General features: G+C 32.9%; 15 protein-coding genes. 12 read left to right on the top strand and 3 right to left on the bottom strand.

What is annotated here, in order from left to right; translation table 11 throughout:
- Window positions 1-142 precede the first annotated feature (142 nt).
- The 12 genes from OD803_RS08665 (at window position 143) to OD803_RS08610 (ending at window position 14,299) form a co-directional block, all read left to right on the top strand.
- A complete protein-coding gene (locus tag OD803_RS08665; RefSeq protein WP_262733142.1) occupies window positions 143-436 on the top strand; it encodes a helix-turn-helix domain-containing protein in 294 nt (97 codons plus the stop codon).
- 20 nt (window positions 437-456) lie between these two features.
- A complete protein-coding gene (locus OD803_RS08660) occupies window positions 457-2,520 on the top strand; it encodes a Piwi domain-containing protein (RefSeq protein ID WP_262733141.1) in 2,064 nt (687 codons plus the stop codon).
- Between the two features lie 58 nt (window positions 2,521-2,578).
- A complete protein-coding gene (locus tag OD803_RS08655; RefSeq protein ID WP_105045957.1) occupies window positions 2,579-2,890 on the top strand; it encodes a DUF6660 family protein in 312 nt (103 codons plus the stop codon).
- A 117-nt stretch (window positions 2,891-3,007) separates the two neighbouring features.
- On the top strand, window positions 3,008-7,342 hold the full coding sequence (locus tag OD803_RS08650) for a CusA/CzcA family heavy metal efflux RND transporter (protein WP_262733140.1): 4,335 nt from the start codon (window positions 3,008-3,010) through the stop codon (window positions 7,340-7,342).
- Between the two features lie 4 nt (window positions 7,343-7,346).
- Window positions 7,347-8,552, top strand: coding sequence for an efflux RND transporter periplasmic adaptor subunit (locus tag OD803_RS08645; RefSeq protein ID WP_262733139.1), 1,206 nt, complete (start codon window positions 7,347-7,349; stop codon window positions 8,550-8,552).
- Window positions 8,553-8,554: 2 nt separating this feature from the next.
- Window positions 8,555-8,971 carry a Fur family transcriptional regulator gene (locus OD803_RS08640; protein WP_262733138.1) on the top strand — a complete coding sequence of 139 codons (417 nt, stop codon included), beginning with the start codon at window positions 8,555-8,557 and terminating at the stop codon, window positions 8,969-8,971.
- A 58-nt stretch (window positions 8,972-9,029) separates the two neighbouring features.
- On the top strand, window positions 9,030-9,623 hold the full coding sequence (merTP, locus tag OD803_RS08635) for a mercuric transport protein MerTP (protein ID WP_036122966.1): 594 nt from the start codon (window positions 9,030-9,032) through the stop codon (window positions 9,621-9,623).
- Window positions 9,623-9,829, top strand: a complete 207-nt coding sequence (locus tag OD803_RS08630) for a GDCCVxC domain-containing (seleno)protein (protein WP_084176750.1) — start codon at window positions 9,623-9,625, stop codon at window positions 9,827-9,829. The genes merTP and OD803_RS08630 overlap by 1 nt, the downstream gene beginning before the upstream one ends.
- A gap of 11 nt (window positions 9,830-9,840) precedes the next feature.
- Window positions 9,841-11,799 carry a heavy metal translocating P-type ATPase gene (locus tag OD803_RS08625; RefSeq protein ID WP_262733137.1) on the top strand — a complete coding sequence of 653 codons (1,959 nt, stop codon included), beginning with the start codon at window positions 9,841-9,843 and terminating at the stop codon, window positions 11,797-11,799.
- 768 nt (window positions 11,800-12,567) lie between these two features.
- Window positions 12,568-12,864, top strand: a complete 297-nt coding sequence (locus tag OD803_RS08620; RefSeq protein WP_262733136.1) for a helix-turn-helix domain-containing protein — start codon at window positions 12,568-12,570, stop codon at window positions 12,862-12,864.
- A 231-nt stretch (window positions 12,865-13,095) separates the two neighbouring features.
- Window positions 13,096-13,569, top strand: a complete 474-nt coding sequence (locus OD803_RS08615; protein ID WP_223077119.1) for a DUF6943 family protein — start codon at window positions 13,096-13,098, stop codon at window positions 13,567-13,569.
- 88 nt (window positions 13,570-13,657) lie between these two features.
- Window positions 13,658-14,299, top strand: coding sequence for a DUF6266 family protein (locus tag OD803_RS08610; protein ID WP_223077118.1), 642 nt, complete (start codon window positions 13,658-13,660; stop codon window positions 14,297-14,299).
- 228 nt (window positions 14,300-14,527) lie between these two features.
- On the opposite strand, the gene OD803_RS08605 is transcribed toward OD803_RS08610, so the two are convergent.
- From OD803_RS08605 to OD803_RS08595, 3 genes are all read right to left on the bottom strand, one after another.
- Window positions 14,528-14,917, bottom strand: a complete 390-nt coding sequence (locus tag OD803_RS08605; RefSeq protein ID WP_262733135.1) for a hypothetical protein — start codon at window positions 14,915-14,917, stop codon at window positions 14,528-14,530.
- Window positions 14,918-15,070: 153 nt separating this feature from the next.
- The gene (locus OD803_RS08600; protein WP_262733134.1) at window positions 15,071-15,793 is read right to left on the bottom strand and encodes a thioredoxin family protein; all 723 of its coding nucleotides are present in this window, start codon (window positions 15,791-15,793) and stop codon (window positions 15,071-15,073) included.
- Window positions 15,794-15,889: 96 nt separating this feature from the next.
- A complete protein-coding gene (locus OD803_RS08595; RefSeq protein WP_262733133.1) occupies window positions 15,890-16,873 on the bottom strand; it encodes an SMP-30/gluconolactonase/LRE family protein in 984 nt (327 codons plus the stop codon).
- Window positions 16,874-17,005 lie beyond the last annotated feature (132 nt).

Here is a 17,005-nt window from a genome sequence, read left to right as displayed (position 1 = left end):
AACGAGGATTTATAAAAATACTTTATATCCTCAAATCCTTAACTTCCTCATTTCCTGTTTATAATTGTTAATATCTTTTTGTTAGTTCTTATTTTCTTTTTCTTACATTAGACAAATATTGACAAGTCAAAATATCCCCAAAATGACATTTGGCGAATACATCAGAGAAATACGAGAGGAACAACAATTACTATTAAGAGAAGTTGCTTCTCAAATGAATATTGATACGGCACTTTTAAGTAAAATTGAACGTGGTACTCGTATGGCTCGTAAAGAGCAAGCTGAAGCATTAGCCAAAGTATTAAAACAAAATAAAAATGAATTGCTTCAATTCTGGATGGCAGATAAAATTGTCTTTATGTTAAAAGATGAAAAGAACAGTACGGAAATCCTCAAAATTGTAGAACAAAAAATTAATAGATTGAGCAAGAAGTAGAATTAATAAACCCAAGTCTTATGAGTCAGGAACTTTATTTCAATATCATAACGTTTGATTTACCAGACAAACCAATAACTTTTTATTTAAGTAAAGAGAAAATTGGTAATGCTCAAAAGCTCTATAAAACAAAGTTTCCAACCAATATTGAAGAATTGTTTCCTGGTATAAAAGAAGAAAACCCTGATTTCATATACACATCGTTTATTTACGAAAAAGAAGGCTATCATCCCTTATCACTCAATCTAAAGGAACAACCAACCGACTTAATTAAACACTATTATAATTGGCGTATCAAAAAATTCTTTAATAGCATTAAAAAACTTGTTGGTCAAAACTTTGTGAATGATAATCAAATTTGGATAGGTAATAGATCATATCAAAATAAAAGTTTCGCGCAGTATTATAAGTTTACGGTCAAAGTACAAATTAAAGAAGTTAGTGAATATGGTGAGTTAGTTATTTCTTATGATGGTATGGCTAAAGTGTTTAAAAAACCTATTTCTGAAATTATAAAACATACCTCAACAACAAATCTTAATAAAGTTGTATATAAAATGAGGTTATTAAAATATCATAAGGAAAAGGAATTTATTGATGATAACACAAAGGCTTTTGCCATTTTGAATAACGATTTACGTAATGCGTTTAAAATTAAACCAGAACCCAAAGATGATTCCAATAAATATATTGGTTATAAACACAAAATCGATAAGTTTATTCAACATTTCATTTTAAGTGAAGAATTTAAGAAAGTTATCCCTGTTAATAATGACGATTACTTACCTGTAGAAATAAATCGAATAGGTGAAGTTACTGATGAAAGCAATGATTTAGTGTTTCAAAATGGTGTCGGTAGAAACCCCAAAATAGATTTTAAAAATTTAAAGCCTTTAAACCCTTGTCAGTTAGATAATGTGCATTTCTTCTTTATACATCATACAAGTTATACTAAAGAAGTAGAAAAGCTTCAAGAGTTATTAGAAGATGGTACAAGTTGGTATAAAGGTTTAAATATTTATGCAGGTGTTTTAGCACATTTCGATAATAATGTCAATATAGTATTTGATGATTTAGAAAATCCATTACCTCAAATTTCAAAAGGCATAAAAGATTTTAAATCTGACCCTAATATTAATTATGTTGCTATTTATTTAAGTCCTTTTAACAAGCACGAACCTAATCTTGAAAAAAGGTTAGTGTATTATAAGGTTAAAGAACAGCTTTTATATAAAAGAATTATATCTCAAGTAATAGAGTTTGATAGATTTAGAAGAAATCAACATAAGTTCATATACGATTTAACCAATATATCATTAGCCTTATTAGCAAAATTAGATGGTACACCTTGGCAACTAAATGTCAAACCTAAAAATGAATTAGTTATAGGTGTGGGTGCATTTAAAAATACCGAAGAAAACATTCGATATGTAGCGAGTGCATTTAGTTTTAAAAATAATGGAAGATTTAATGAATTTCATTATTTCAGTAAATCTGATGTTAAACAGTTAGGGGGTGCATTAAGTGATGCTATCTATCAATACGTACCAACAAACCAAATACCTGAAAAAATAGTTATTCACTTTTATAAGGATATGAAGGATGAGGAAATACAACCTGTTTTAGAAATGATGGATAAACTTAAATTGCCTTGTCCTTTATTTGTTTTAAATATCAATAAAACAAAATCTCAAGATATAATTGCTTTCGACCAAAATTGGAATGGTGAGCTAATACCTATGAGTGGTACTTTTATAAATATAGGCAGGAAAGATGAACACAAATATCTTTTATTTAATAATTTAAGGTATAAGACAACAGTTCAATACCCAAGTCATTCAAGTTACTCATTTCCAATAAAACTTAAAATATCAAGTCCTACACCAGAGGCTTTAAATGATAGTAAAATGATTAGAAAGCTAATAGAGCAAGTGTATCAATTTAGTAGGCTATATTGGAAATCCTTACGTCAACAAAACGTACCAATAACAATTAAATATCCTGAAATGGTTGCAGAAATAGCACCTCGTTTTGAAAGCAAGGAAATACCACCTTTTGGTCAAGAAACCTTATGGTTTTTATAATCCGAAGCCTTTTTTCTTTGCACAACCATTGCATTAAAAAATTCTTATATTTGCCTTAATGAAATTTTTAGCATTCATATTGTCAATCTATATCTTCACACTAAATTTAGTGCCTTGTGAAGATACAGGTACTTTTGACAATGAAGTTAAAACAGAAATTTCTCAAGATTTAGGTGATAACCACCAACATCAAGATGCAGATTTATGTTCCCCATTTTGTATTTGCCAATGTTGCCATTTAAACGTAACTTATTTCAAATTCGCAGAAATAAAATTTGAGTTTAAATACATTTCTTCTCAAGATTTTCTCTACTTAAACGGTATAAAAAAAGATTTTACCACTTCCATTTTACAGCCACCACAGGCATAATTCAGTTTTTTAAAGGATAGCTATATCCTTACGCAATGCTTTTTAACAAAAGCATTGCTTCGCTTTTATTTTGCGCGAAGCGCAAAATGATATGTTTAACTGAATTAAAATTTTACTATGATTAATAAAATCATTGATTTTTCAATCAATAACAAATTCATTATTGGTTTGCTTACGCTTACCATAATTGGAGCAGGTATTTGGAGTATGACCAAAGTGCCAATCGATGCTGTTCCAGACATTACCAATAACCAAGTACAGGTTATTACACAAGCACCTAATTTAGGTACAGAAGATATTGAACAATTTGTAACCTACCCTGTGGAAGTTGCAATGAGCAACCTGCCTGATGTAAAGGAAATTAGGTCAATCTCTCGTTTTGGCTTATCGGTTGTTACCATCGTATTCGACGATGATATGGGAACCTATCTACCTCGTCAATTAGTAGCCGAAAAACTAAACGAAGTCAAAGAACAAATTCCAGCTGGTTTTGGAGAACCTACTATGGGACCTATTTCCACAGGATTAGGGGAAATTTATCAATACACCTTAAAAGTAGCACCAGAGTATAAAGACAAATACGACATTGCAGATTTACGCTCAATGCAGGATTGGATTGTACAACGTCAAATGGCAATGGTAGAAGGTGTGGTTGAGGTTAACGCCATAGGCGGTAAAATTAAACAATACGAAGTCGCGGTTGACCCAAACGATTTAAACGCAATTGGATTGACCATTACAGATGTCTTTAATGCACTTGAAGCCAATAATCAAAATACAGGTGGTGCATATATTGAAAAGAACCATCAGGCTAATTTTATTCGTGGAGAAGGCTTGGTACGGAGTTTAGAAGACATTAAAAAAATTACGGTAAAAACCGTTAATAATATTCCTGTAACTATTAATGATATTGCAACTGTGCAATTCGGTTCTGCCATACGTTACGGTGCATTAACCCAAGATGGTGAAGGTGAAGTTGTAGGTGGATTGGTGATGATGCTAAAAGGTGCAAATTCCAATGATGTTATTGCCAATGTAAAAGAGCGAATGGCTCAAATTGAAAAGTCATTACCTGAAGGTGTAATTATTGAACCCTTATTAGACCGAAGTAAATTAATTGGAGAAACAACTTCTACTGTAACCACAAATCTTATTGAAGGTGCATTGATAGTTATTTTTGTGCTTATCTTCTTATTGGGTAATTGGCGAGGTGGTTTAATCGTTGCTTCAACAATACCATTATCCTTATTATTCGCTTTTATTTTAATGAACGTGTTCGATGTTTGGGTAAACTTAATGAGTTTGGGAGCAATAGATTTCGGTATTATAGTTGATGGCGCTGTAATTATTGTAGAAAGTACAGTATTTCTCATTGCATCACAAGTACTAAAAAAGAAACAGCTTACATCCAAAGAACGAGATAAAGTGGCGTCTAATGCTTCAAAAAAGATGATGAACGCTGCGTTTTTCGGTCAGTTGATTATCCTTATCGTTTTTCTACCCATTTTAGCCTTACAAGGTATTGAAGGAAAGATGTTTAAACCAATGGCATTGACCTTTATTTTTGCTATGATTGGTGCAATGGTACTGTGTTTAACCTATGTGCCAATGATGTCTGCTTTAGTGTTAAGAGCACCAAAAAATGATAAAAAATCTTATGGAGATAGATTTGTACATTGGGTTGAAGACAAATATCAACCTATATTGGTTAGAGCCTTGCGAAAAGGTAAATGGGTAATTGGTATTGCAGTTGTGTTGTTTGGGATAACCGTTTTTATGTTTTCAAGAATGGGTGGTGAATTTATCCCGCAACTCGATGAAGGTGATATTGCTTTTCACGCTATTTTAAAACCAGGTAGTTCCCTTACTGAAACCATTGAAACTACCACTAAAATAGAGCAAATAGTAAAAGCAAAATTTCCAGAAGTAGAAAAAATTGTTAGTCGTATTGGTGTTGCCGAAGTGCCTACAGACCCAATGCCGATGGATTTTGCGGATATTTTTGTAATCCTAAAACCTAAAAGCGAATGGACAACAGTGTCTTCAAAAGATGAACTCATTGAAGAAATAAAAGAGGCAGTCGAAATTATTCCTGGCGTTAATTATGAGTTTACCCAACCTATTGAAATGCGTTTTAACGAGTTGCTTGAAGGTATTAGAGAAGATATTGCTGTTAAACTTTATGGCGAAGATATAAACATCCTCGCTCAAAAAGCAGAGGAAATATCAAAAATTATTGCAGGTACTGAAGGTATAGGTGATATGCGAGCAGAAGCTACGAAAGGATTGCCACAAATGACCATTACTTACAATAGAAATAAATTGGCACAATACGGACTTCAAATAAACACGTTAAATCAAATTGTGCAATCAGCTTTTGCAGGAGGAGTAGCAGGTACTATATTTGAAGGAGAAAAGCGATTTGATTTGGTGGTTAGGTTAAGTTCTCATAATCGTAAAGACATAACAGATGTGCAAAATTTGTTTATCAACTTACCTTCTGGTGCACAGATTCCACTTCGCGAAGTAGCTGATGTAAGTTACAAAGCAGGACCAATGCAAATAAGTAGAGACAATACCAACAGAAGAACCTATGTAGGTATCAATGTCAGAGGTCGAGATGTAAAATCGTTGGTAACTGAAATAAAATCAAAATTAGATGCACAATTGGAACTACCATCGGGTTATTTTATTCGCTATGGTGGTGCATTTGAAAATCTGGAACGTGCCAGCAACCGATTACAAACCGTTGTTCCTATCGCCTTATTACTCATATTTATACTAATATACTTTGCATTAAAATCACTACCTCAAACCTTAATGATTTATATAGCCATCCCAATGGCAACCATTGGTGGTGTTGTAGCCTTATGGTTGCGTGATATGCCATTTAGTATTTCGGCAGGTGTTGGTTTTATTGTGTTGTTTGGCGTTGCAGTTTTAAATGGATTGGTAATGATAAGTGGACTCAACGAATTAAAAGAAGAAGGTGTAACCAATCTAAAGGATAGAATAGTTGAAGGCACTAAACGAAGAATCAGACCTATTATGCTAACTGCTTTTACAGATGTGTTAGGCTTTCTACCAATGGCTATTTCATCATCAGCAGGTGCAGAAGTACAACGTCCTTTGGCAACTGTAGTTATTGGTGGATTATTAACTTCTACTTTGCTAACACTATTTGTGTTACCTATTTTATACCATTGGGTAGAAAATAAATCTTTTACGTTTAAGCCAAATAAAAAGTTAGTAACAGCAACAGCAGTTGTATTATTACTGTTTGGCTTTTCACCACAAAGTAACGCTCAAGAGTTGAATGATACAATTCCCGAAATTTCATTACAGGAAGCTGTTAAACTCGCAAAAAGTAATTATCCATTGCTCAAACAAAAGCAGTTGGAAATTACAAAACAAGAGCAATTAAAAGCGACTGCCTATGATTTCGGAACGACTCAAATTTTTACAGGTGGTGAAGAAATTAATAGTGGTAATGGCATCTATACAACCATAGGTATTGGTCAATCTAATATTGATGTGTTTGGTATTGGTTCAAAAAGGAAGTTACAAGAACAACGCATTCAGTTAGCACAAAAAGCCTTTCAACTTTCCGAATTGGAACTGGAATTGGAAGTAAAAAAAGCGTGGTCTAAATGCTATCAAATGAAACGGAACTATAACTTGTATAAAGAACTGGATTCCATTTATTCCAAATTTGAACAAGCAGTAGCTTTAAATTATGAAGTCGAAGCCATTTCTAAATTAGAATATTCAGCAGCAAAAAATCAAGCGTTTCAAATTCAGAATAAAAAAGCGCAAGCCTATAGTAATTATCTTATTGCCTTACAACAATTCAATTTGTGGTTGGTATCAGAAGAAGTTTTTACAGTTTCAGATGAGTTTGACGTAGTGATGGAGAATGATATGGAAACGTTCAGTATTGAAAATCATCCATTGTACAGTATGTCGCAGAACATTGTAGATGAAGCAGAAGCCAAATATAAAGCTGCAAAGGCAGATAATTTACCGAAGTTCAATCTTCAAGGTGGCTTACAGCGTGTCAATGGCAATTCAGGATTTTACACCTATCAAGCAGGAATTTCAATTCCGTTTTTATCAGGTTCTAACAAAGCACAAGTTAGAAGTGCCAGAATTGATAAAGAAATAGCAGAAACCAACGTAGCGTTCAAAAAACAGGAAGTACAATCAAGGTTTGTTCAGGCTAAAGAAAATTATTTCAAATGGAAAACGTCTTGGGAGTTTTACAAAGACCAAGTTTTACCATTAACAAAAGAGCAAAAAACAGGTGCATTACTGGCGTACAGAGAAGGCGAAATTGATTATACTGCATTTACGCAGTTGATAAAAGAAGCAATTCAATCGGAACTTGAAGCACAGACTGCATTAGTAAACTATTTAGAAAGCACATTTCAATTACAATATTTTAATCAATAAGACAATGAAAAATAAAATATATAAAATTCTTACCGTAATGGTGTTAACCATTTTTGTTTCAGCTTGCGGAAATAAAGAAAATCATAACGAGAATGATGGTCATTCCCACGATAAGGAAGAAAAAACAGAAGTTAATGAAGAACATAATGAAAGCGAAGAAGTAATGCTTTCACAACAGCAATTCGATGCTTTAAAAATGAAAATAGATACGTTGGCATTACGTAATATGAGCGGCTATGTAGAAGCAAACGGAACGTTAGAAGTACCACCACAAAACGAAGCAGCTATTACTACTGTTGTTGGTGCAAATGTCGTTTCAATTGAAGTGATTGAAGGTGATAAGGTTAATAAAGGTCAAGTTGTGGCTTATCTATCGCACCCAAATATCATACAAGCGCAAACGGATTATTTAAACGCTTATAGCAATAGCGAGCTTGCAAAGAAAAATTATGAACGTCAACAAAAATTATACGATGCTGGTGTTGGTTCTGGTGCTAATTTCCAGAAAGCAGAAGCAGAATATCAAGCATCAAAAGCAATGGTTAATGGTTTAGAAGCGCAATTAAGAATATTGAACGTCAATACAACTTCTGTTCGTAATGGCACAATTTCACAACGCATAGCATTGCGAAGTCCAATAGAGGGTTTCGTACAAAAAGTTGAAGTAAAAACAGGACAATATGTAGAACCGCAAACCGAATTATTTGAAATTGTAAATACGCATCACGTTCACGCCGATTTAATGGTCTTTGAAAAAGATGTCCATAAAGTACAGAAGGGTCAAAGAGTAAACTTTACGGTACAATCTATACCAGATACAGAACTTACCGCAGAAATCTATTCCGTAAGCATAACCTTTGAGGACAACCCAAAAGCAGTCCACGTTCACGCAGAAATAGAAAACAAAAAAGGTAACTTAATTCCTGGTATGTATATTCAAGGTAAAATTCAAGTAGATAATACCCAAGCAAAAGCATTACCGGAAAGTGCCATTTTTAAAGAAGGAGATAAACATTATATATTTTCAGGAGAAAAAGAAAATGATGATTGGAGCTTTAAACCTGTTGAAGTGATTGTTGGAGAAAAAGATGGCAAATGGGTAGCAATTAAATTTACTGAAGAAATAGATGAAAACACAAAATTCGCTTATAACAATGCTTATTATCTTATGGCAGAAATGAAAAAAGGAGAAGCGGAAGACCACGATTAATTATGGAAACAATAGAACAAGTATTAGAGTCAAAAAATATTCGTGTTACAGCAATGCGTATGTTAATTTATAAGTTTCTTGCAGAAAAAGAGATAGCGGTAACATTAAGTGATATTGAAAATGCTTTCTCAAAAGCAGACAGAACCACTTTATATAGAACTATTAAAACCTTTGAAGAAAAGGCTATTGTGCATCAAATAGACGATGGTACAGGGATTACAAAATATGCATTATGTGAAAAGGGATGTAATTGTGAAATTGAAACCGATTTGCACTTACATTTCCATTGTAATAATTGCAATGAAACCATTTGCTTAACAGAACATAAAATACCTCAAATAAAAGTGCCAAATGGTTTTGTGTCAGAGAATGTAAATTTGGTGGTAAAAGGTATTTGTGATAAATGTAGTGGACAATAATTGCACTTCCATTGCACTGTTTTTAATTGCATTTTTGAAATCAAAGAATTAAGTAATTATGAAAAGTAAATTAGCGATAACAAGTTTGCTTACAGCAATTACAGCTTCATTATGTTGTATAGCCCCAGTTTTGGCTCTAATCGCGGGAACAAGTGGATTTGCTTCAACTTTTTCTTGGATAGAACCATTTAGACCTTACTTAATAGGGCTAACAATAGTAGTTCTTCTATTTGCTTGGTATCAAAAACTAAAACCAGAAAAAGAAATAGACTGTGAATGTGAAACGGATGAAAAACCAAAATTTATGCAGTCAAAAACCTTTTTAGGTGTTGTAACAGTATTCGCAATAGTGTTGTTGGCTTTCCCATACTACTCAAGTATGTTTTATCCCAATTCAGAGAAACAAATTGTTGTCGTTGATAAATCAAATATAAAAACAACAGAGTATAAAATAAGTGGAATGACTTGTGCCAGTTGTGAAGCTCACGTAAACCACGAAGTAAATAAACTTAACGGAATTGTAAACTCAAAAACATCATACGAAAATGGTAACGCAATCATTGAGTATGATAAAACTAAAACAAATGAAGCGGAAATTGAGAAAGCAATTAACGCAACAGGTTATAAAGTAACTGATAAAAAAGAAAATTAATGAAAACCATATTAAAATCGGAAATCACTTGCCCTAACTGCGGACATAAAAAAGAAGAAGATATGCCAACAAATGCTTGTCAATTCTTTTACGAGTGCGAGAATTGTAAAACGGTACTAAAACCAAACGAAGGTGATTGTTGTGTGTATTGTTCTTATGGTACAGTTCCTTGTCCACCAATTCAACAAAACAAAAGTTGTTGCTAAAACAAAACTAAATGAAAAAAAAGAAAGTCAATTTAAGAGATTTAAAACCAAATTCAGAAGAACAACATTCTCACGATGATGGTCACAATCATAGCAATCCTAAAAGTGTTTCAAATTTAAACACCTATTTACCAGCTATTTTCAGTTTCGTAATGTTAATAGTTGGTATTGCTGTAGATTATTTTGAAGCATTTCCTCATTTTTCTGGATGGATTCGTATTCTTTGGTATGTGGTAGCCTATATTCCTGTTGGTTTTCCTGTGGTAAAAGAAGGATGGAAAAATCTTATAAAAGGCGATGTTTTTACCGAGTTCTTTTTAATGTCTATTGCCACAATTGGTGCGTTTATAATTGGTGAATATCCCGAAGGTGTTGCAGTAATGCTATTTTATGCAGTAGGCGAATTATTTCAAAGTGCTGCTGTAAATCGTGCAAAAGGAAATATAAAAGCATTATTAGATGTTAGACCTAAAGAAGCCAATGTATTTCGTGAGGGAGATTATAAAAGTGTTTCGCCTGAAGTTGTCAATATTGGAGAGAAAATTCAAATTCGTGTAGGTGAAAAAATTCCATTGGATGGCATTTTATTATCCGAAAAAGCATCTTTAAATACAGCTGCGTTAACAGGAGAAAGCAAACCAGATTCCATTCAAAAAGAAGCAAAGGTTTACGCAGGTAGTATCAATTTAGAAAGTGTTATTGAAGTTGAGGTAACCAACAAGTTTGAAGATAGTTCTATTGCGAGAATATTAGACTTGGTTCAAAATGCTACAGCTCGTAAGTCTAAAACAGAATTATTCATCAGACAGTTTGCTCGTATCTACACACCAATTGTAGTGTTCTTGGCTATTGGTGTTACTTTTATACCTTACTTTTTTGTAGATGATTATATATTTAGAGATTGGTTATACAGAGCATTAATATTCTTGGTAATATCTTGTCCTTGTGCGTTAGTGATTTCAATTCCATTAGGATATTTCGGTGGATTGGGAGCAGCTTCAAAAAATGGAATATTATTTAAAGGTGCTTCATTTTTAGATGCAATGACCAAGATAAATACTTTGGTAATGGACAAAACAGGAACCGTAACTAAAGGTGTTTTTAAAATCAAAGAAGTAAAAGCAATTGATTGGAAAGAAACCGAATTTATGCAATATTTAATGGCGATGGAAGAACAATCCACGCATCCAATTGCTAAAGCAATTTTAGAGTATAAATCAGAAGGAGAAGATTTTGAAGCTCAAGACGTTTCTGAAATTGCAGGTAAAGGATTAAAAGGAATTGTAAATAGTAAAACAGTTTTAGTAGGTAATAAAGCATTAATGATTACTAATAATATAGAAGTCCCAGCGGAAACGGAAAATATTGTAGAATCTATTGTATTAGTTGCAATAGATAACAAGTTTGCTGGTTATGTGGTAATAGCAGACGAATTAAAAGAAGATGCCAAAGAAACAATTGTCAAATTACAAAAAGTTGGTATCAAAAATATTATGATGCTTTCCGGTGACAAAGATTCCATTACTCAACAAGTCGCTAAAGAGTTGAACATCGAAAATGCAAAAGGTGATTTACTTCCAGAAGATAAGTTAAACGAAGTTGAAATATTAAAAAAGAATCCTGAAAATAAAGTAGCATTTATAGGGGATGGTATAAACGATGCGCCTGTTTTAGCAGCAAGTAACGTTGGAATTGCAATGGGTGGTTTGGGTAGTGATGTAGCTATTGAAACAGCAGACGTTATCATTCAAACCGACCAACCTTCAAAAGTAGTTAGAGCCATTAAAATAAGTCGTTCCACACGAAAAATTGTTTGGCAGAATATCATTTTAGCTTTTGGTGTTAAAGTCATTGTCTTAATTTTAGGAGCAGGTGGTTTAGCTACAATGTGGGAAGCAGTTTTTGCAGATGTAGGAGTAGCATTATTAGCAATTTTAAATGCAGTTAGATTACAACGAATGAGTTGGTAATTGTCCCCACAAAACAAAACCCAGTTTTTTCGTACCTCAAAATCCTCTGTCTTTTGTTTTGTTCCGCTATCCACCGCACTTGTAGTTTTTGGTTGCCAACCCTCACACAGCACATTGCTTATTTTATTTGCGGGTATATTTTAAAAAGTGGTACAATAAAAAAGCAAAGAGCTGTTCCCAACGCGCACACCAAAAACCACCCCAAGCTATGTTTACATAACGGGTAGTTATAATAGCAGCCGCTACACCCACCGCATCACCAAAGCTGTAGTTATAACGCCATTATGTAAAATAGCCGCTTTTCCCACGCTCACATCCGAACTTTTAATAAAAATCCGAACTAAATTGAAACAATAACCATTTGAAATTTTAGATTAAAATGAAGCATATTCGTTATCTCATTCAAGCTGCACAAAACCATCGTTAAGTCCAAGTATTCCTTACCTCAAGTCTTTGTTTGTTTCATTTCGTTAACAAATATAAAAGACCACTTTTCCCCACCACCCAAGTCAGCGGTTATAAAAAAATAGGTTCATAAAATGTAGTAATAAGCCATAGCATATTGCTTTTTCTCGTTCCTCAAAAAAACAAAAAGCTATTGCCTAAATGTCCTGTATAAGTAGCTTGTTTAAATGCTGTTTTATCAAACAACTATTTAAAACGCTACCCATACAAACGCTTCATCCAACGCTCAAATTGGTAATAACCTATTTTTTTAAGAGTTTATGCCCCAAAAAGTGGAAATCAATTAACTAAAAAGAAAACAAGATGATTACAAAAACAATTCAAATCACAGAAGTTACAGCAGATGAATTAGCAGATGCGGTAGCAGATAAACTAATGTTTAAAATTGAAAACTACCTTAAAGAATTATCTAAAAAACAAAATGATGAAATCCTAACAAGACAAGAAGTATCCGATTATTTAAAGATAAGTTTAGTAACAATACATTCCTGGAATAAACACGGCATTTTAAATCCAATTCGTATGGGCAACAGAATTTTTTATAAAAAAGAAGACATATTAGATGTTTTAGAACAACAAAAAATACATAAAAAAAGGTAGCAAATATATGTGGCTACCACAGCCAACGCGCAAGGCTATAAAGGTCACGCCCTACGGGTTTTGAAAAAAATCTCCACCCCAATATTATTTAAAAAAGAGGGTAGTATTTTTTCCAAAAACCTTGACAGCCTTATCCACGCCACAAGAACATACGGCTTTCTTTTTTTATTGTTTTTCTTTTAAAAAATTAATGGTGCGAAGCGTAGCGAAGCAATTTTAAATTGGATAGCTATGTCAACTTTTGAACTGAAAACACACCAAATCGGAAGAACCTATTCGCAACCTCATTTTTTTATCCTGAACAAAGGGCAAAACAGCGGAAAGCCTTTAATAAATCCCTGTCCTAATTGCTTTGTGGTAACTGTACCAACCGAAGAAGAAAAACACACCCTTTATCATTTATCAATGATGCTACAAATAGGCGGTTTCTATGCGTATTATTTAAAAGGTAGTGTAATTCCGTTTATTTCAATAAATGATTGCAGAAACACGCTTAAATATAGCTACACTTCATTACTAAATGAATCTAAAGAGTTGCAGAAGCATATTAGTATTGTGTCAGCTATTAGCCAAAAAGAAGCAGAATTACAAAAAGTCATTTCAAAAATGGCAGATTTAAAAGTGTCATATATACAAAATCTATTTTCTAAAAAGCAAAATCGGGCAACAAAGGGCAACAAAAACCAAATCAATCTATTAGCATAGTATTTGCCATATATTACTTGTGTTGGTGAAAGGCTATACCAAGTCCGTACCAACTCCGAACAAGTAGTAATTTTAATTTTTATATACAATGGGTGTTATTTCACAAGGAATCCTGGGCGGTGTATCAGGAAAAGTAGGAAACGTAGTCGGTGCTTCTTGGAAAGGTATTGACTATTTGAGAATTAAGCCTTCAAATGTGGCAAATCCACGAACAGAAGGACAAGTTAACCAAAGAAACAAGTTTACTGTTACTTTGGAGTATCTTCAACCGAATTTAGGTTTTATCAAGAAAGGGTATAAATCTTATGCGGTGCAAAAAACAGAGTTTAATGCAGCAATGTCTTATGTATTGAATAATGCTATTACAGGAGCTGCACCAAACTTTACTGTTGATTATTCTTTAGCTTTATTAAGTAGAGGTAATCTATCAGGAGCATTGAACCCTGCAACAGATTTAGCAACTGCGGGACAAGTAGAATTTACTTGGGATGATAACTCTGCTGAAGGTAATGCAAATGCAACCGATAAAGCAATGATTTTAGTTTACAATCCAAGTAAAAAAGAATCAATGTATATTCTTGATGGTGCTGATAGAACTGTAGGATCTCAAATCATTACAATTCCAAGTACCTATGCAGGAGATACTGTTGAGCTTTTTATGGCATTTACTACAGCAGATGGTAGTATCGTGTCAAACAGCGTTTATTTAGGCTCTGGAACAGCTAATTAACGGTTGATGTTTAAATAATAAAACCGTTCTACACGAACGGTTTTATTTTTATCGTTTAATAAGTTCCTAATTTTATCTATTATTTCTTTCCTTTGGTTAGTTCTTATAATCAAATATTTGTTGCCTTATTGTTGCCTTTTTAACTTAAACCCCTTATAAATAAGGGGTTTTTAATTTCCGATAGGAAATTCAGAAGCAATAAACTATACACGTTGTTGCCAGTAGTTTTTATTCAGTTACTTTTTTGAATATCATACTGTCAATCAAAAGAGGTAAAGCTACAGTTCCAATAGTGATTATCAACGTAATTATTTTATCAATCCACTTTCCACCGTAAGCATTAAATTCAGGTTCGCGTTTAAAAATCATAAAGTATGGAATTCTAATTATTTTAAATAAAATCAAAAATATTAATGTCATTTGAGAACCAATATAAACAAGAAATCTATTTTCAGTTTCAGAATGATTTTGATATAAAATTCCAATCATCAAAATTCCAATTGAGATTAGTAAATATTTAATAAACACAGTTCTTTTTTTCAGTTTCTGTTGGTCAAAAATCAGAATCCATAAAAATGGAATAAACAATAGAACATAAATTATTTTGTCAATATTCATTTAATTTCAGAAAGGTTTTTCAATATGTTGCACAATAATAAAGATATAAATTCTTTCAATAACGAATATCAATAACAAAAAAGCTCAACTGTTTTTATAAAAAAAAAGTCAAGCTTTTGATAGGTTATATGTTTAATGAATAGCCTTTAAGCTTTACATCTCATCAATAATTTTTTCAATAAGTTCAGTAGTTATTTGATAGTTTTCTCCACTTGATTTAGCAATGTCAATAGATTCCTTTGCCATTTTTAAAGCTTTGGTGTAATTTCCAGTTTTGTATAACAACGCAGCGTATGTATCAGTATTATGGGAATTTCGGTCTAGTTCAATAGAACGTTCTACAGCTTTAATAGCTTTTAATAGAATTTTGATGTCACTATAATTTTCGTAGGCATTCCAAGCTAAACTGTTTAAGCTGTTAGAGGAGTTCCAATACTTGTCAATATTGGATTGACTAAAGTCGTCAAGATCAATAGTGTTTGATGAACTAGAAGCAACAGCGCCACCCATATGTTTTAGAATCAAGTCTTCCATTTCAGCTTTACTCATTGCGCCTTCAACAACTTCTAAATTAGAGCTGTTTTTAAGGAAAAAATACGTAGGCATTGCTGTAACATTTAACGCATCATCTACTTTGTTTTTATCAACATCAACTTTATAAAAGTCAACTTTATCTTTATATTTTGCTTCTAACTCTTTAATGATAGGTTCCATACGCTTACATGGTCCACACCAAGTAGCATAAAAGTCTAGTACAATTAATCTATCGTTATTAACAAGAAGCTTTGCTTCAGCGTCATCATCAGTAAGTTCTGTTTGAGCAAATGATATCGTGATGCTTAATAGCATCATTAAAATAGAGGCAGTTTTTTTCATGGTTTTGATTTGGTTAGAGTTATTGTCTTTAAAAAAAATGATTATTTAGCGGAACGAATATCGTTTATTTTTTTTAAAAAACAAATTATCAAAGCGTTACTCTTTATAGAAATGTCCTTTAACACCTTTTACTTCAGGAACAGCTTTAAATACTGAACCAGCTAATGGAAACTGTTTTAGTTGTTCAGTATCCATATCTTTGGTTGCTGTGGTAATGTAAAGCGTGTCTAGGTTTTTACCACCAAAGGCACAAGAGGTTACATTAAGCGCAGGAACTTCAATTTTTGTAATCAAATTACCAGTTTTAGGGTTGAAGCATCCAACAGCACTTCCGTTCCATAAACCAACCCAAAGGTTATCGTGTTCATCAATGGTCATTCCGTCAGGATAACCAAGTGTATCACTCACTTTTACTGCAACACGTTCATTTGATATAGCTCCTGTAGCATCATTATAATCGTAAGCCTTTATTTCGCTTGTTGGCGTATCGATATAATACATAGTGGTTTTGTCTTTGGTCCAAACAATTCCGTTGGATATAGTGACACTATCTTTTTTTAAAATGGCATTTTGGTTGTTGTCCAACATATATAGTTTTGCAGCGTGTGGAGTTTCATCAAAGGCAATAGAACCTACCCAAAATCGACCACTTGGGTCGCATTTTCCATCATTAAAACGATTGGTAGTTATAGCTTGCTCTACATCTGAAAGTAATTGTAAATCTCCTGTGTTCGTGTCAATACTGTAAATTCCATCTTGCAATGCAACAATAGCTTTGTTACTTTGAGTTGAAGGAACTACAGTACCAATCATAGAAGGTACAGTTATGCTTTTATTGCTCTTAGTTTTAGGGTTGTAAATATGTAATGTTTTACCTTGAATATCTACCCAATAGAGTTCTTGAGTGTTGTAGTTCCAAAACGAGCCTTCTCCTAATTTTGATTGTATTTGGTATTCTAAAACAGCTTTGTGTTTTAATGTGTTACTAGTGTTTAAAGCTGTTGTTGTAGCTTCTTTACAACTGATTATTGATAAGGCGATACAAAAGAGTAGAGAAGTTGTTATGGTTTTAATCTGCATTTTCAAGTTTTATTTGGTGATAAAAATACTCAAAAACCGTGGTTTTGATTACTAGTAAATAGGCAATCCCTTATACTATATTTATACAAATAAAAAGTCCTGACACATGAATGCATCAGGACTATAATAAAC

It is taken from the genome of Gaetbulibacter sp. NE (assembly GCF_025548475.1).
GTDB lineage: Bacteria > Bacteroidota > Bacteroidia > Flavobacteriales > Flavobacteriaceae > Gaetbulibacter_B > Gaetbulibacter_B jejuensis.
This window is presented reverse-complemented; position numbering and strand designations above follow the sequence as displayed.

What these genes read in the sequence shown, in the direction of transcription:
- OD803_RS08615 (WP_223077119.1), top strand. Translation starts at nt 13,096, where the DNA reads ATGTCAACTTTTGAACTGAAAACACACCAAATCGGAAGAACCTATTCG.
- merTP (WP_036122966.1), top strand. Translation starts at nt 9,030, where the DNA reads ATGAAAAGTAAATTAGCGATAACAAGTTTGCTTACAGCAATTACAGCT.
- OD803_RS08620 (WP_262733136.1), top strand. Translation starts at nt 12,568, where the DNA reads ATGATTACAAAAACAATTCAAATCACAGAAGTTACAGCAGATGAATTA.
- OD803_RS08660 (WP_262733141.1), top strand. Translation starts at nt 457, where the DNA reads ATGAGTCAGGAACTTTATTTCAATATCATAACGTTTGATTTACCAGAC.
- OD803_RS08630 (WP_084176750.1), top strand. Translation starts at nt 9,623, where the DNA reads ATGAAAACCATATTAAAATCGGAAATCACTTGCCCTAACTGCGGACAT.
- OD803_RS08605 (WP_262733135.1), bottom strand. Translation starts at nt 14,917, where the DNA reads ATGAATATTGACAAAATAATTTATGTTCTATTGTTTATTCCATTTTTA.
- OD803_RS08610 (WP_223077118.1), top strand. Translation starts at nt 13,658, where the DNA reads ATGGGTGTTATTTCACAAGGAATCCTGGGCGGTGTATCAGGAAAAGTA.
- OD803_RS08595 (WP_262733133.1), bottom strand. Translation starts at nt 16,873, where the DNA reads ATGCAGATTAAAACCATAACAACTTCTCTACTCTTTTGTATCGCCTTA.
- OD803_RS08625 (WP_262733137.1), top strand. Translation starts at nt 9,841, where the DNA reads ATGAAAAAAAAGAAAGTCAATTTAAGAGATTTAAAACCAAATTCAGAA.
- OD803_RS08665 (WP_262733142.1), top strand. Translation starts at nt 143, where the DNA reads ATGACATTTGGCGAATACATCAGAGAAATACGAGAGGAACAACAATTA.
- OD803_RS08645 (WP_262733139.1), top strand. Translation starts at nt 7,347, where the DNA reads ATGAAAAATAAAATATATAAAATTCTTACCGTAATGGTGTTAACCATT.
- OD803_RS08655 (WP_105045957.1), top strand. Translation starts at nt 2,579, where the DNA reads ATGAAATTTTTAGCATTCATATTGTCAATCTATATCTTCACACTAAAT.
- OD803_RS08640 (WP_262733138.1), top strand. Translation starts at nt 8,555, where the DNA reads ATGGAAACAATAGAACAAGTATTAGAGTCAAAAAATATTCGTGTTACA.
- OD803_RS08650 (WP_262733140.1), top strand. Translation starts at nt 3,008, where the DNA reads ATGATTAATAAAATCATTGATTTTTCAATCAATAACAAATTCATTATT.
- OD803_RS08600 (WP_262733134.1), bottom strand. Translation starts at nt 15,793, where the DNA reads ATGAAAAAAACTGCCTCTATTTTAATGATGCTATTAAGCATCACGATA.